9 protein-coding genes are annotated in these 15340 nt (G+C 56.3%); 8 read left to right on the top strand and 1 reads right to left on the bottom strand.

Features of this window, described 5'->3' with window-relative positions; genetic code table 11:
* Positions 1-26: 26 nt before the first annotated feature.
* Genes AC1DUO_RS02840 through AC1DUO_RS02825 form a run of 4 tightly spaced genes read left to right on the top strand, consistent with a single transcriptional unit; the run spans position 27 to position 4262 of the window.
* Complete coding sequence (locus tag AC1DUO_RS02840; RefSeq protein WP_121019593.1) at positions 27-1520, top strand: sugar ABC transporter ATP-binding protein; 1494 nt, start codon at positions 27-29, stop codon at positions 1518-1520.
* 51 nt (positions 1521-1571) lie between these two features.
* The gene (locus AC1DUO_RS02835; RefSeq protein WP_013574317.1) at positions 1572-2543 is read left to right on the top strand and encodes an ABC transporter permease; all 972 of its coding nucleotides are present in this window, start codon (positions 1572-1574) and stop codon (positions 2541-2543) included.
* Positions 2543-3400, top strand: coding sequence for a MurR/RpiR family transcriptional regulator (locus tag AC1DUO_RS02830; RefSeq protein WP_013574318.1), 858 nt, complete (start codon positions 2543-2545; stop codon positions 3398-3400). The genes AC1DUO_RS02835 and AC1DUO_RS02830 overlap by 1 nt, the downstream gene beginning before the upstream one ends.
* Before the next feature lies 1 nt (position 3401).
* Positions 3402-4262 carry a ribokinase gene (locus AC1DUO_RS02825; RefSeq protein ID WP_013574319.1) on the top strand — a complete coding sequence of 287 codons (861 nt, stop codon included), beginning with the start codon at positions 3402-3404 and terminating at the stop codon, positions 4260-4262.
* A gap of 74 nt (positions 4263-4336) precedes the next feature.
* Here the strand turns inward: AC1DUO_RS02825 and AC1DUO_RS02820 are convergent, their stop codons facing one another.
* The gene (locus AC1DUO_RS02820) at positions 4337-4642 is read right to left on the bottom strand and encodes an Rdx family protein (protein WP_013574320.1); all 306 of its coding nucleotides are present in this window, start codon (positions 4640-4642) and stop codon (positions 4337-4339) included.
* A gap of 220 nt (positions 4643-4862) precedes the next feature.
* Between AC1DUO_RS02820 and AC1DUO_RS02815 the strand changes: the two genes are divergently transcribed.
* The 4 genes from AC1DUO_RS02815 (at position 4863) to recD (ending at position 15322) form a co-directional block, all read left to right on the top strand.
* Positions 4863-5960: an NADH:flavin oxidoreductase/NADH oxidase gene (locus AC1DUO_RS02815; protein ID WP_121019592.1), complete on the top strand. Its 1098-nt coding sequence runs from the start codon at positions 4863-4865 to the stop codon at positions 5958-5960.
* A 172-nt stretch (positions 5961-6132) separates the two neighbouring features.
* The gene (recC, locus tag AC1DUO_RS02810; protein WP_477986440.1) at positions 6133-9591 is read left to right on the top strand and encodes an exodeoxyribonuclease V subunit gamma; all 3459 of its coding nucleotides are present in this window, start codon (positions 6133-6135) and stop codon (positions 9589-9591) included.
* Positions 9588-13271, top strand: a complete 3684-nt coding sequence (recB, locus tag AC1DUO_RS02805; protein WP_477986438.1) for an exodeoxyribonuclease V subunit beta — start codon at positions 9588-9590, stop codon at positions 13269-13271. Before recC ends, recB begins: the two co-directional genes overlap by 4 nt.
* Positions 13268-15322: an exodeoxyribonuclease V subunit alpha gene (recD, locus tag AC1DUO_RS02800; RefSeq protein WP_112197203.1), complete on the top strand. Its 2055-nt coding sequence runs from the start codon at positions 13268-13270 to the stop codon at positions 15320-15322. Before recB ends, recD begins: the two co-directional genes overlap by 4 nt.
* Positions 15323-15340: the final 18 nt, after the last annotated feature.

Below are 15340 nucleotides of genomic sequence, written 5' to 3'. Positions count from 1 at the left end.
CGTGTGAAAACGGGTCAGGAGAGTGTATGGAACAGTACAGTTTGACGATGCGCGGCATCAGCAAAAGCTACAGCGGCGTGGCAGCAGTTAAGGGCGTTGATTTCTCTGTGAGGCCGGGCGAAGTCCATGCGCTGATTGGAGAAAATGGCGCGGGAAAATCGACACTGCTGAATATTTTGTCCGGTGTGCGGGCGGCAGATTCCGGTGAAATTCTGGTGGAAGGGCAGGTTATTCAGATGAAGAATCCGCTGTCTGCCCGTCATGCCGGTATCGCGATGATCCACCAGGAATTGCAGCACGTTCCTGAACTCTCCGTGGCACAGAATATGTTTCTTGGCCGCCCGTTAACGAAACTCAAAGGGTTGTTTGTCGACAGAAAGGCTCAGTACAAAAGGGCAGTGGCGATCCTGCGTCGTCTTGATCCCAGTATTGATCCCGATGAGCCGATCAAGAACCTGAAAGTATCTCAGCAACAGATCGTTGAAATCGCCCGCGCTTTGCTGGATGAAGCGAAGATCATTGCAATGGATGAACCGACCTCCAGCCTGACGCCGACGGAGTTTGAGCGCCTGGCAGAGCTGATTTCAGATCTCAAATCGATGAATGTGTCGCTGATTTATGTCTCACACAAAATGAACGAGATTTTCAAAGTTTGCGATCGGGCGACGATCTTACGTGATGGTAAACAGGTCGGCGTGGTCAATATCTGCGATGAAACCGAAGAAACTATTGTCACCAAAATGGTCGGACGCAAAATCGAAAAAATGCACCATCACTCTTATGCGACCGGCAGGGAAGTGCTGCGCGTCGAAGGATTGAGTCGTGATAATGCCGTGCGGTCGGCGACTTTTTCCGTCGGAGCAGGTGAAGTGCTGGGAATTGCCGGACTGGTCGGTTCCGGGCGTACAGAGTTGCTGAAACTCATCGCCGGCATTGATGCCAAAACCGGCGGCAGCATTGAGGTGGAAGGCGTCGCGGTGAAAAATCACAATGTCAGTTCTGCTATCCGCGCCGGGATCGGACTGGTGCCGGAAGATCGTAAAAAAGAGGGCATCATTAAAGAGCGCGCAGTCAAAATGAATATGGCGTTGCCGTCAATGGGGCGATTTACCCGATACGGTTTACTGAAAAGAAATCAGCTGGATAAAACGGCGCTGGACGTGATGACCGATCTGCGGTTGCGTCCGCTTAACATAGAAAAACCCATTGGAACACTCAGCGGCGGAAACCAGCAAAAAGTCATTATTGGTCGCTGGGTCGCAGCGGACAATAAAGTCTTTCTTTTTGACGAGCCAACCCGGGGAATTGATATCGGAGCAAAGTCTGAGATTTATAATCTGATAGAAAAACTGGCGCAGCAGGGAAAAGCCATTGTGGTGGTTTCTTCCGAGATGCCGGAAATAATTCGTATCTCAGACAGAGTCCTGGTGATGCGTGAAGGGAAAATCACAAAAGAACTTAACGGTGATGAGATTACTGAAGAAAACATTGCCCGTTATGCGATTAACGATGTGAATTAAGCGGTCTGAAAACTATTTCTCCGACACCTACAAAGATTAAAGGCCATTATTATGACGACTCAAGGTAATGTTCAGCCCAAGGTTATGCCTTCGGCATTATTTAAATTCAACGTACGCGATGCCGGTACGCTGATTGGCTTAGTGATTATTGTGATCACCTTCTCTTTTTTGTCGCCGGTATTTTTTACCGTCCCTAATTTACTCAATATATTACAGCAGTCCTCCATCAACGGAATTATTGCGCTGGGTATGACGCTGGTCATTATTTCCGGCGGTATCGATCTCTCCGTCGGGCCGACGGCGGCACTTTCGGCGGTGCTGGGTGCCACGCTGATGGTGTCCGGCGTCCCGGTTCCACTGGCAATAATGGCGACGCTGGGTGTCGGCGCACTGTGCGGCGTGTTCAGCGGCATGCTGGTGGCGTATGCCGGTTTACAGCCGTTTATCGTCACCCTCGGCGGACTCTCGCTGTTCCGCGCGCTGGCGCTGATTTTTACCAACGGCAACCCGATTTTTGGTATCCCGATGGAGTTTCGCACCGTCATTAACAGCACGATTTTCGGGGTTCCGGCACCAATCGTGATTGTTATTGCTATCGCGGCGATACTCTGGACGGTGATGAACAAAACGCCGCTGGGGGAATATATTCTGGCCGTGGGCGGTAACGAAGAAGCCGCACGAGTCGCGGGGGTTCCGGTCAAAAGAACCAAGGTCACGGTCTTTGTGATCTCCGGTGTGCTGGCCTCTTTAGCCTCACTGATTTTGATTGGTCGCCTAGGTGCCGCTGAACCGACCATGGGGAATTTATGGGAGCTGGATGCTATTGCTGCGGCGGCAATTGGCGGGGCTTCGCTGATGGGCGGGAAAGGCAGTGTGATCGGCACACTGATTGGCGCGGTTATTTTAGGTTCATTGCGTAATGGTCTGACACTTCTCAATATTCAGGCGTTTTATCAATTGCTTGCTACTGGCCTTATTATTATCATAGCGATGTTGATTGACAGAGCGACACGAGGCAAGTAATGAATCAGGATCCGCGAGCCATTGGTGCTCAAATTCGTATGAAATTGCCACATCTGACGCCGCTGGAAAGAAAAGTCGTCGAAGCGATTACGTCTAAAAATGATTTTTCTGAGCAAACTTCATTAAAAGAAATTGCGCTGGAAAATAATGTTTCTGAGGCGATGATTGTTAAACTGACCAAAAAATTAAACTTTTCAGGATTCAGAGATTTCAGAAGCAGTTTGATTTATTACAACTATTCTGAAGTGGCAAATTTACATGCGGAAATTGAGCCGGGAGACTCGTCGGAACAATTACTTGAAAAAGTATTCCGTACCTCTATTCAGGCAATAGAAGAAACATTATCTATTGTCGATGTTTCGGAATTTAACCGGGCTGCTGACATTTTATTTAAAGCCAGGCACATCGATTTATATGCTGTCGGCGGCTCTGCTGCCGTCGCCAGAGATTTGTCGCATAAATTGCTGAAAATTGGCATTAAAACGACGGTCTACGATGATGCGCATATCATGCTGATGTCGGCAGCGGTCTTATCGGACGATGATGCGGTGGTGGCGATCAGCCATTCCGGTGCCACCCGCGCGGTGAATGATCCGATCAAACTGGCGGCGCGCAATGGCGCCAAAGTGATCGCCATCACCAATTACGCCGAGTCGCCCATTGCGCGCAATGCGCATGTGGTTCTCAATTCAACCTCTCAGGGATCGCACTTGCTCGGGGAAAATGCTGCGTCGCGGATCGCTCAGCTGAATATTCTGGACGCCTTATTTGTGGCGATTGCCCAGAAGGATCTGAAGACAGCAGAAAAGAACCTGATGAAAACCCAGCAGGCGGTTCAGGACCTTCGGGAATACTAAAATGGGTAAAATTTTAGTCACGGGCAGCCTTCATTATGACATCGTGATCCACGCGCATCATCGTCCGGAAAAAGGCGAAACGGTGATCGGCAGCGGATGTTCATATAAATTCGGCGGCAAGGGCGGGAATCAGGCCGTTGCCGCTGCCAGAGCGGGCGCCGGTGTTCGTTTTGCCGGTGCCGTGGGCGCCGATACGCAGGGGGAATTCCTGCGTGGTGTGCTAAATGAAAACGCGGTCGACAGCAGCTTTATCGCCGTTAATGAAAGCGTACCTTCCGGCATGAGCGTGGCGCTGATGGATGCAGAAGGGGATTACGGCGCAGTGGTCGTTTCCAATGCAAACAACCACATTGATGCCGCGCAGTTTGATGATGATGCCTTGTGGCAGCAGGTTGACATGCTGTTGTTACAAAATGAGGTGCCGGAGGCGGTGAATCTGGCGGCAGCGAAACAGGCGAAACAGCGCGGGATCCGCGTTTGTCTGAATGCCGCACCGGCGCGGACACTTTGTGCTGAGATGCAGTCTGCTGTCGATTTGCTGGTGGTGAATGGCGTCGAAGCCCGTGATCTGAGCGGTATTCCGGTCAATGATTTGTCCGATGCCTGCGTGGCAGCCGAATTACTGAGCCAGCATTCTCCGGCTGTTATCGTGACGGCGGGTGAACACGGTGTGGCCTGGTGTGCAGCCGGCGGACGCAGCCAGTCGATGCCCGCCGAAAAAATAGAGCTGGTCAGTACCCACGGTGCCGGTGACTGCTTTATGGGCACGTTGTGCACATCACTCTTGCAAGGGAAAACGCTGGCAGATTCCGTCGCAAAAGCCAACCGTGCAGCCGCCGAACACGTCTCCCGCAAAGCCTGACTTTTAATGCCAGTCTTTGCTAAAACGCCAAAAGGCAGGATGAATGTCCTGCCTTTTTTGCGTTTAGCGCACCCTCAGGCCTCACCGTTCTCATCAATCTTCTTCTTATCCACATGCCCCAGTGAACGTTCCGGGAAACAAATATCGCGCACACGCTGTTTAAGCAGTGCGGCGTCCGGGAAACCGCCATCGCGTTTGCGTTCCCAGATAATCTCGTCATCGACTTTGATTTCGTAAATGCCACCGGTGCCGGGGACAAGCGTTACCGACGCCAGATCGGTACTGAACGAATTCAGCAATTCCTGCGCCATCCAGGAGGCGCGCAGCATCCAGTTGCATTGAGAACAATAGGTGATGGTGATGGCAGGTAATTTTTCCATGGTACGACCCTTTTAAGAGGATTTTATCGACGTTTCAGAAATCGGATATTACTGCCCGCTACAGACCTGCGCCAGTTGTTGTCTCAGCCACTGACGGGCGGCGGGGCACCGATTGAGTTATAACGAAAATTGATACGCACTATAATATTTCTACACTTCTGCTTATAGCTCTTTGGCAGCACTCTGTGTGCTTAATGTGCCAATCCACCGAGGAAATTTTATGTCTGCACTATTTACGCCGTTTACGTTGAAAGACGTCACCTTAAAAAACCGCATTGCCGTTCCGCCTATGTGCCAGTATTCCGCCACTGATGGCGTGCCGAATGACTGGCATCAGGTGCATTACGCCACGCTGGCACGCGGCGGCGCGAGCCTGGTGATTGTCGAAGCGACGGCGGTTTCGCCGGAAGGGCGTATCACCCCGGGATGTCTCGGGATCTGGAACGATGAACAGGCTGCTGAACTGGCGAAGATTGCCAAAGCCATCAAAGCCGCAGGCGCAGTACCGGGGATCCAGATCGGTCACGCAGGCCGTAAAGCCAGCGCCAATCTGCCCTGGGAAGGGGACGATCATATTGCTGAAGGCGATCCGCGTGGCTGGGCAACCATTGCGCCATCCGCAGTCGCATTCGGCAAACACCTGCCGAAAGTGCCGAAAGAAATGACCAAAGCCGATATCCAGCGCGTGATGGCCGATTTTGTCGCTGCCGCGAAACGCGCGCGCGATGCCGGTTTTGAATGGCTGGAGCTGCACTTTGCCCACGGCTATCTGGCGCAAAGCTTCTTCTCCGTGCATTCCAACACCCGCACCGACGAATACGGCGGTGATTTTGCCGGTCGCAGCCGTTTCCTGATTGAAACTTTCGACGCCGTTAACGCCGTCTGGCCGAAAAACCTGCCGATTACCGCGCGTTTTGGCGTGATCGAATACGATGGCCGCGATGAAGAAACGCTGGCGGAATCTATCGAACTGACCCGTATTCTGCGTGAGAAAGGGCTGGATATGCTCAACGTCAGCGTCGGTTTCTCGACCTGGGAAGCACAGATCCCATGGGGAGCCGGTTTCCTGGCACCAGTGTCGCGCCGCGTGCGTGCTGAAGCCGGCTTGCCGGTGGCGAGTTCATGGGGCGTTGCGTCGGCAGACGTGGCCGAACGTTGTATCAGCGAGCAAGATATGGATCTGGTGATGATTGGCCGCGCCATGCTCGCCAACCCGCATTATCCGTATGCGCTGGCGAAAGAACTGGGCGAGGACAATCCTTCATGGGTTCTGCCTGCGCCTTACGCGCACTGGCTTGAGCGCTACAGCATTCAGTGATCCTAAAATATCTCTGGAAAGAAGCTCGTAAAACGCGCGGGTAATTTTCAGCGCGTTACATTTTGCTACGAGGCAGGCCGCAAGCCCTGCCTCTTTTCTTTTCTGTCCTTTCAATCCTTTCCAAATCAACGCAAAATCTCAACCCTGACAGGCGATAATAAGGGATGCGGGCGTGAATTCAGGTTTGATGGTATTACACGGAAATCACTCAGAAACGCTGAGGGACGTGCTGGTCTCGTGGATGGCAGCGCATCCGCTGTCGCCGCTGGAAAATGAAGTGATTCTGGTGCAGAGCAACGGCATCAACCAGTGGCTGAAACTGGCGCTGGCGCGTGATGTGACCGACGGTGGCTGCGGAATTGCGGCGGCGCTGGATATCAAACTTCCGGCACGTTTTTTCTGGCAGGTGTACCGCGCGGTGCTCGGCAAAGAACAGGTGCCGGAATCGTCGCCTTTTGACCGTCCGCTGCTGACCTGGCGCCTGATCCGCCTGTTACCCGAACTGCTTGCCGAACCCGTTTTTGCGCCGCTGGCCCGTTTCTTAAAAGATGACGGCGATATGCGTAAATTGCATCAGCTGGCGCAGCGTCTGGCGGATTTATTCGATCAGTATCAGGTTTACCGTGCTGACTGGCTGGAAGACTGGGGCAACGGTCTGGACGTTCTGCGCACCAGCCGTAAAGGCAGCGAGTCCTTGCCGGAAAACCTGCTGTGGCAGCCGCAACTGTGGCGCGCGCTGCTGGCGGATGTACCTGAAAACGAGCGCAACACCAGCCGTGCGGCGCTGCATCAGCGTTTCCTGCACTATGCGCAAACTATTCCTGAAGACCAGCGCCCGGCCGGTTTACCGGCGCGGCTGGTGGTTTTTGGCATCTCCTCGTTACCGCAACAATCCCTTGAAGTGCTGGCCGTGCTGGGACGCTGGACACACATCTTTATGTGTGTGCATAACCCGTGCGAGCACGACTGGAGCGATATCATTGCTGATAAAGATTTGCTGCGCGCAGAGCGGATACGTCAGTTGCGTAAGCCGGGCATGCCGCAGGTCATTGCCGAAGATGAGCTCCATCAGCATGCGCATCCGTTGCTGGCGGCATGGGGCAAGCAGGGGCGTGACTATATCGGTCTGCTGAATGAATACGACAACCACGAATCCTATGCGGCGCAACTGGCGCCGGTGATCCCGCGCATCGACCTCTTTACCTCAAACGGCACCGATACCCTGTTGCATCAGTTGCAGGAAGACATTTTGCAGCTGCGCCCGCTGGCTGAAACCATCGATGAATGGCCTGCCGCTGACGTTCAGCATGACGATTCCCTGCGTTTCTTTATTACCCACAGCGCCCAGCGCGAAGTGGAAGTGCTGCATGACCGCCTGCTGGCGGCGCTGGCCGCAGATCCGACGCTGAAAGCGCGCGACATTATCGTGATGGTGCCGGATATCAACGGTTATGCGCCGCACATTCAGGCGGTGTTTGGCCTGATGGAGCGCAGTGATCCGCGTTATATCCCGTTCACCGTTGCCGATCAGGGACCGCGCCAGAATAATCCGTTACTCGGTGCGCTGGAAAGTTTGCTGGAACTGCCACAGTCGCGTTTTGCGGTCAGTGATTTGCTGGATTTACTCGATGTGCCGTCGGTGCGTCAGCGTTTCGGGATTGAAGAAGAACAACTGCCGCTGCTGCACCGCTGGATCAGAGCCGCCAACGTGCGCTGGGGGCTGCATGCCGAGCAGCGCCAGAGCCTCGAACTGCCGTTATCACCGGAGCAAAACAGCTGGTTCTTTGGTCTGCAACGCATGTTGCTGGGCTATGCGGTGGGCAGCGGCGAAGCCTGGAAAAACATCGAGCCGCTGGATGAAATCGGCGGGCTGGATGCGGCACTGATTGGCCCGCTGTCACATCTGCTGAACTGCCTGGATGACACCTGGCGTCAGCTACGTGAACCTGCGCCTCCGCAGGAGTGGGGCAGGCGTCTGCGTCATATCCTTTCTCAATACTTTAGCGAGGATGACGGTGAAGATGGCTTTATTTTAGTGCGTCTGCACGGTGAGCTGGAAATCTGGCTCGAAGCCTGTGAAAGCGTAGATTTACAGGCCGAACTGCCGCTGTCGGTGGTTCGCGATCACTGGCTGGCGCAGTTCGACCAGTCGGGTCTGACCCAGCCGTTTTTCGGCGGCGCGGTGACGTTCGCCACGCTGATGCCGATGCGTGCCATTCCTTTCCGCCACGTGCATCTGCTGGGGATGAACGACGGTGATTATCCGCGTAACCGTGTACCGATGGATTTCGACCTCATGGGGCGCGATTACCGCCCGGGCGACCGTTCACGCCGTGAAGATGACCGTTATCTGTTCCTCGAAGCCCTGCTTTCTGCGCGTGAACGCTTACACATTAGCTGGGTGGGGCGCAGCATTCATGACAACACCGAGCGCCCGCCTTCGGTGCTGGTGGCGCAGTTGCGCGACCATCTGGCGGCAGGCTGGAAAGCACAAAGTGGCGAAGATTTACTGCACGCCCTGACCACCGAACATCGTCTGCAACCGTTCAACCGCGACTATTTCAGTCAGGGCAGCCCGCTGTTCAGTTATGCGCACGAATGGCGCGCCGGGCTGGAAGCGGAAGCCGCTGCCGTGGCAGCGCAACCGCTGCAACCGGTGGAACAGGAAAGCGCACTGACGCTGCGTCAGTTGTCGGATTTCCTGTCGGATCCGGTGCGCAGTTTCTTCCGCCAGCGGCTGAATATCTACTTTGAGCTGGAAGATCCGGGCAGCGAAGATCAGGAGCCGTTCGACATCAATGCGCTGGAAAACTGGCGGTTGCAGGATGAGCTGATCCGCGCACAAAAATGGGCACTGGAAGCGGGCGTTTCGCGTCAGGATGTTTTACGTCAGCAACTCGAACGTATTGAACGACGCGGCGAGCTGGCACCGGGCGAATTTGCTGCGGTGCTGAGTGACGATCTGGCCGAACCGATGGATAGCTTGTTTGCCAGCTATCAGCAGGTTCTCGATGCATGGCCTCAGCCGCTGGCGAATGAGGCGCTGGAAGATAAAACCGGTGGTGTGATGATCTCCGACTGGCTGAGCGAACTGCGGGCAAATGCTGCGGGCGGCCGTGCCCGCGTGGTGCTGGAAAGTACCGGCATCATAAAAGATCGCGCTTACCGCTTTGACCGGCTGCTGCCTTACTGGGTTGCGCATCTTGCGGGGCATCTTGACGGACAGCCAATGCACACCTTTATCGTCAGCAAAAACGGCACCGCCGAATTACCGCCGCTGGAGATCGCTTATGCGCGCGAACTGTGGGACACGCTGATTGAAACATGGAAAATCGGGCAGTTGCGGCCGTTGCCGCTGGCGGTAAAAACCGCCTTTGTCTGGCTGAAAAAAGAGGGCACGGCGCACAGCGCAACGGACAGCGATGCCTGGCTTGCCGCCCGCGACAGCTACGAAAATCACGATCCGGCCAACATGAAATTTGGTGAGCGTGACAGCAATGCGTACCTGGCCCGCGCGTGGCCGGACTTTGCCGCACTCTGGTCTGACGGTGAATTTGCCCGGCTGGCCGATGTGCTACTGGCACCGCTGATCAATTATCTTTCCCGCAGTAAGAAAGGAGACAAGGAATGACGGAACAACGTCTGCCATCAGCATTGAATGTGCTGAACTTTCCGCTGACGGGAAGCCGCCTGATTGAAGCCAGCGCGGGTACCGGCAAAACTTTCACCATCGCCGCGCTGTATGTGCGGCTGGTGCTCGGACACGGCGGCGATAACGCCTTCAGCCGCCCGCTGACGCCGCCGGAAATTCTGGTGGTGACCTTTACCGATGCCGCAACCAAAGAACTGCGCGATCGCATCCGTGCGCGTTTATCGCAAGCGGCGGGGTATTTTTTAGGAAATCCTGACGCGGAAAATGACAGCGACGAATTTTTGCAAAATTTGCGTGCGGAATATACGCCTGAGCAATGGCCGGGCTGTGCCCGCAAGCTGCAACTGGCGGCGGAATGGATGGATGAATCTGCCGTTTCCACTATTCACGGCTGGTGTAACCGCATGCTTGGCGAGCACGCATTCGACAGCGACAGCCTGTTTACCCAGACGCTGGAAACCGACCAGACCGAACTGCTGATGAACGTGGTGCGCGATTACTGGCGCAGTTTCTATTTCCCGCTCGGTGAGCAGGAAATCCGTATGTTGCGCGGCTGGTGGCGCTCACCGGAAGACTTACACCGCAGCGTGATGCCGCTGCTGGAATATGCCGGAGAGTTAGGCTCAGATCAGACGCCTGCCGAAGTATGTGAAACGGTGAATAACCTGAAAGCGGCGGAACTGGCTGCGCTGAAACAAGACTGGCCGCAATGGACGCAGGAACTGCGCACAATGCTCGAAGGCGCGGTAGCAGCGAAAGCGGTGAATGGGAAAATTCAGGCGCGATATTTCAATCCGTGGCTGGATAAACTCCACGCCTGGGCGACCAGCGACGAAATAATCCCGGATCTCAAAACCGGCTGGACCCGCCTGACACCGGCAGGCCTAGACGAAGGCTGGAAGCAGGGCGTTGCGCCCGTCCATCCGGCCATTTCGGCAATGGAAACCCTGAAAACCCGGCTGGAAAGTTTGCCGGATGCCCGCAGCGGTTTACTGCAACATGCCTGCCGCTGGATAAAAAATCGTTTTGACCTCGAGCAGCAAAAGCGCGCGCAAATGGGTTTCAACGATTTGCTGACCCGTCTGGACGCTGCGCTCAGCAGTGACAACGGCGCGCGGCTGGCGGAGATCATCCGTACGCAATTCCCGGTGGCGATGATCGACGAATTTCAGGATACCGATCCGCTGCAATACCGTATTTTCGACGCCGTTTACCGTGTGGCGGAAAATGCGCCGGAGCAGGGTCTGATCCTGATCGGCGACCCGAAACAGGCGATTTACGCCTTCCGTGGTGCCGATATTTATACTTATCTGCGCGCCCGTCGTGATACCGGCGGCCGCCACTACACGCTGGCGACCAACTTCCGTTCTACCCGCGCGATGGTGGCGTCAGTGAAAAAGGTGTTTGAACTGGCCGAAAATCGCAAGTCCGGCGAGGGCGCGTTCCTGTTCCGGCGCGGCGCTGAAAATCAGGTGCCGTTCCTGCCGGTAGAAGCCAAAGGACGCGCCGATACGCTGGTAATTGATGATGCCGAAGCCGCTGCGCTGACGCTGTGGTATCCGGAGAATCAGACGGAAGTATTGCCGAGAAACCAGTATGTCCAGATGATGGCCGACGGCTGCGCCACGGAAATTGTTCGCCTGCTGCGCCTCGGCCAGCAAGGTTCTGCCGGTTTTGGCCTGCCCGGCGAAACGCTGAAGCCAGTAATGCCCGGCGATATCGCGGTGCTGGTGAACACCGGGCGGGAAGCGACCGCAGTGCGCGTTGCGCTGTCGAAACGCGGCGTGCGCAGTGTGTATCTTTCCGATAAAGAATCGATTTTTGAAAGTGCGCAGGCGGGCGAATTGCAATACTGGCTGGCGGCTTGTGCTGCGCCGGAAAACGACCGGTTACTGCGCGCGGCCCTCGCGACACCTTCGCTGAACCTGAGCTGGGAAGCGCTGGACCGGCTCAATCAGGATGAAAGCGAGTGGGAGCGCTACGTTCAGCAGTTTCAGGCGCTGCGTACCTGCTGGCGCAAACAGGGCATTCTGCCGATGCTGCGCCGCCTGATGTGGGAATTCGACGTGCCGCGCCGTCTGCTCGGCCGTGGTGACGAACGTGCGCTGACCGACCTGCTGCATCTTTCTGAACTGCTGCAACAGGCCAGCGTTCAGCTCGACGGCGAGCATGCGCTGATCCGCTATCTGGCGGAACAGTGTCAGGATGAACATCAGGGGGGTGATGCGCGCAAACTGCGTCTCGAAAGCGATGCTGAACTGGTGAAAGTGGTCACGGTGCATAAGTCCAAAGGGCTGGAATATCCGCTGGTATTCCTGCCTTTCGCCTGTGCTTTCCGCGCGGTGAAAAAACAGGACTCACCGCTGAAATGGCACACGGCGGAAGGTGAACTGGAAGTGGCGCTGAGCGCGACGGATGAACAACTGGTACAGGCCGATCGCGAGCGTCTGGGGGAAGACCTGCGTAAGTTCTACGTCGCGATGACCCGCTCGCGTTACGCGCTGTGGCTGGGCATGGCACCGCTGAAAGAGTTCGAAAAGAGCGCCTCCGGCTATCTGTTCCACGGCGGCGACGCGATCGATGCGGATGCGCTGCCCGCCAGTTTGCAGGCACTGGAGACAGACACTATTCGCGCCTGGCCGCTGCCTGTTACGGATGGCGCAATCTATCGCAGTGAGCAGTTGTTACCGGAACTCGGGCCGCGTCCTCCGCTGCGAACGCATAAAGGGCCGCGCTGGTGGGTGTCGAGTTTCTCCGGCCTGCAAATCGCACCGGCAGGCACCTACATGGTGCCGGAGACCCTGAACCGGGAACCTCGGGGTGAGATCGAAAGCGCAGCTCAGGACAGCTACTTAGAAGATCAGAAAGTATTTGTGGAAGACAAAGAGCCGGTGCCCGGGCTTTTGCAACCGATGACCGGTGAGAATTTGTATGCGTTTCCGCGCGGTCCTGCGCCGGGTAATTTCCTGCACGGTTTGCTGGAATGGGCGGGCGACGAAGGGTTTGCGGCACTGGCGAAGGATCCGGCGAAAATCGCCGATCAGGTTGCGCGGCGTTGTAATACGCGCGGCTGGGAAAAGTGGATCGTACCGCTTTCCGGCTGGCTGACCGCGTTACTGACGCAGCCGTTAGCCCTGCCGGACGGTGAAACCTTCACGCTGGCGGAACTGCCGCCTTATCAGGTTGAAATGGAGTTCTGGTTCTCGCTGACAAAGGTCTCAACTGTTCGCCTCGACAAGCTGGTTCAGCAATACACGCTTGAGGGCGCGGAGCGTGCGCCGCTGCTGGCGGAAGATCTCAACGGCATGCTGAAAGGCTTCATCGATCTGGTGTTTGAACATGACGGGCGTTATTACGTGCTGGATTATAAATCCAACTGGCTCGGAGACGATGCCAGCGGTTATGACCAGGAAAATATGACGCAGTCAATGCGCGAGCACCGCTACGATTTGCAGTTCTCGCTGTATCTGTTTGCGCTGCATCGTCTGCTGAAATCCCGCATACCGGATTATGACTACGACCGGCATATCGGCGGCGCGGTGTATTTATTCCTGCGCGGCAGCCACGCGCCGGGTAACGGCGTCTGCGTTCAGCGGCCGGACAAAGCATTAATGGAACAACTCGACGCTCTGTTCAGCGGCACGGAGGAACACGCATGAAAATCAACAGCCGTGAAGATATCGCACAACTGCTGGCGAGCTGGGTGGAATGTGGCTGGCTGCGCGAACTCGATCGCGCACTGGTGACGTTTCTGGCAAAAGAAGCGCCGGACGCGCATCCGTTATTGTTGCTGGCGACCGCACTGACCAGCTATCAGTTAGGGCGCGGTCATGTGTGTCTGGATTTGCAGGCCACGCTTGATGACAGCGCATTCTCACTCTCGCTGCCACCGGAAGGCGATCACGCTGACGGCGCGGTGATCCGTCCGGCGGCCGTGCTCGACGACCTGAGTTTGCAGGAATGGCTGGCGGCGCTGGTGCACCCGACGCTGGTCGGACACCACGAAGGTAATTCGCCGCTGGTGCTGACCGGCCAGCGCCTGTATCTGCGCCGTTACTGGCAGTACGAACAGAATGTGCGGGCGGCAATTGAACAACGTCTGGCGCGCAGTGCGCTGCATACTTTGCCGGTGGAATCTTTGCGTGCGCCGCTGACGGCGTTATTCCCGGCGGATGCGAAATCTGATATCGCCAACTGGCAGAAACTGGCCTGCGCGCTGGCGGCGGGCAGTGCGTTCAGCATTATTACCGGCGGGCCGGGCACCGGTAAAACCACCACGGTGGTGCGTCTGCTGGCGTTGTTACAGACGCTGGCGCTGGAGGAAAATGGTCAGCCACTGCGCATCAGACTGGCCGCGCCGACCGGCAAGGCGGCAGCAAGACTCAATGAATCAATTGCCGGTGCGGTATCGAAGCTGGATCTCAGTGCGCTCGGCAACGGTAATGCGGTGCGAGAAAGTATCAACACCGATGTGGTGACACTGCACCGTCTGCTCGGCAGCCGCCCGGATACGCGGCATTTTCGCCATCATCCGGGCAACCCGCTGATGCTGGATGTGCTGGTGGTTGATGAAGCGTCAATGGTCGATCTGGAAATGATGGCCGCATTGCTGGCTGCATTGCCGGAACAGGCGCGTCTGATCCTGCTCGGCGATAAAGATCAACTGGCGTCGGTGGAGGCGGGGGCATTACTGAGCGAGTTATGTCAGCGCGCCAACGGCGGCCATTATCTGCCGCATACCCGCGACTGGTTGCAAAGCGTGACCGGCGAACAGGTCCCGGATTCGCTGGTTGATCCCCAGGGTACGGCGATGGATCAGGCTGTAGTGATGCTGCGCCACAGTTACCGTTTTGATGCACAAAGCGGCATTGGTCAGTTAGCGGAAGCAGTAAATGACGGGGATGTGAAAGCGCTGAAACAGGTCTGGAAACATGGATACGCTGACCTGGCGCAACTGACATTGAGCACTGACGATGATGCTGAACTGCGCGACTGGGTGGTGAAGGGCGGCACGAAGCAGTTCCCGGCGGCGGCCAGACGCGAAGGCGTAGAACCTCCGGTCGGCTATCAACATTATCTCAACGTGATGATCCAGGCGCGACCGGCAGACAATGAACCGCCGGAAGCCTTCAACCGCTGGGCGGCCAGAGTGCTTCTGGCCTACAGCCAGTTCCAGCTGCTGTGCGCCTTACGTGGCGGGCGCTGGGGTGTGGAAGAACTGAATCAGCGCATCGCCGACATCTTGCGAAAGGAAGGGTTGCTTAAGGCGTCGATCGGCTGGTATCCGGGGCGTCCGGTGCTGGTGACCCGCAATGATTACAGCCAGCGTCTGATGAACGGCGATATCGGCATCACGCTGGAGATCCCGCATCGTCTTGCCGATGGTACTGTGGTGCCGACCCTGCGAGTGGCGTTTCTGGCCGGAGACGGTACGCAGGATATCCGCTGGGTGATGCCGGGGCGTTTGCAGGCGGTGGAAACCGTATTTGCCATGACGGTGCACAAATCACAGGGATCCGAATTTACCCATACCGCGCTGCTGCTGCCGGAGAATCTCAGTCCGATCCTCACGCGCGAGCTGATTTACACCGGCATTACCCGTGCGCGTCACTGGTTCAGTCTGGGATGTGTCGGGGGAATGAATGCCGTTTTACCGGATGCGGTGAAGCGTCGGGTGTTACGTGCCAGCGGATTAATCGAAAGCGCGTAACGCATACCTGAAGACGAA

It is taken from the genome of Rahnella sp. P4_A8, assembly GCF_056402435.1.
Note: the sequence above shows the minus strand (reverse complement) of the source record. Positions and strands in the feature narration are given on the sequence as shown.

Excerpts from the sequence above, each read along its gene's own strand:
- AC1DUO_RS02840 (WP_121019593.1), top strand. The coding sequence starts at position 27 with ATGGAACAGTACAGTTTGACGATGCGCGGCATCAGCAAAAGCTACAGC.
- AC1DUO_RS02835 (WP_013574317.1), top strand. The coding sequence starts at position 1,572 with ATGACGACTCAAGGTAATGTTCAGCCCAAGGTTATGCCTTCGGCATTA.
- AC1DUO_RS02830 (WP_013574318.1), top strand. The coding sequence starts at position 2,543 with ATGAATCAGGATCCGCGAGCCATTGGTGCTCAAATTCGTATGAAATTG.
- AC1DUO_RS02825 (WP_013574319.1), top strand. The coding sequence starts at position 3,402 with ATGGGTAAAATTTTAGTCACGGGCAGCCTTCATTATGACATCGTGATC.
- AC1DUO_RS02820 (WP_013574320.1), bottom strand. The coding sequence starts at position 4,642 with ATGGAAAAATTACCTGCCATCACCATCACCTATTGTTCTCAATGCAAC.
- AC1DUO_RS02815 (WP_121019592.1), top strand. The coding sequence starts at position 4,863 with ATGTCTGCACTATTTACGCCGTTTACGTTGAAAGACGTCACCTTAAAA.
- recB (WP_477986438.1), top strand. The coding sequence starts at position 9,588 with ATGACGGAACAACGTCTGCCATCAGCATTGAATGTGCTGAACTTTCCG.
- recD (WP_112197203.1), top strand. The coding sequence starts at position 13,268 with ATGAAAATCAACAGCCGTGAAGATATCGCACAACTGCTGGCGAGCTGG.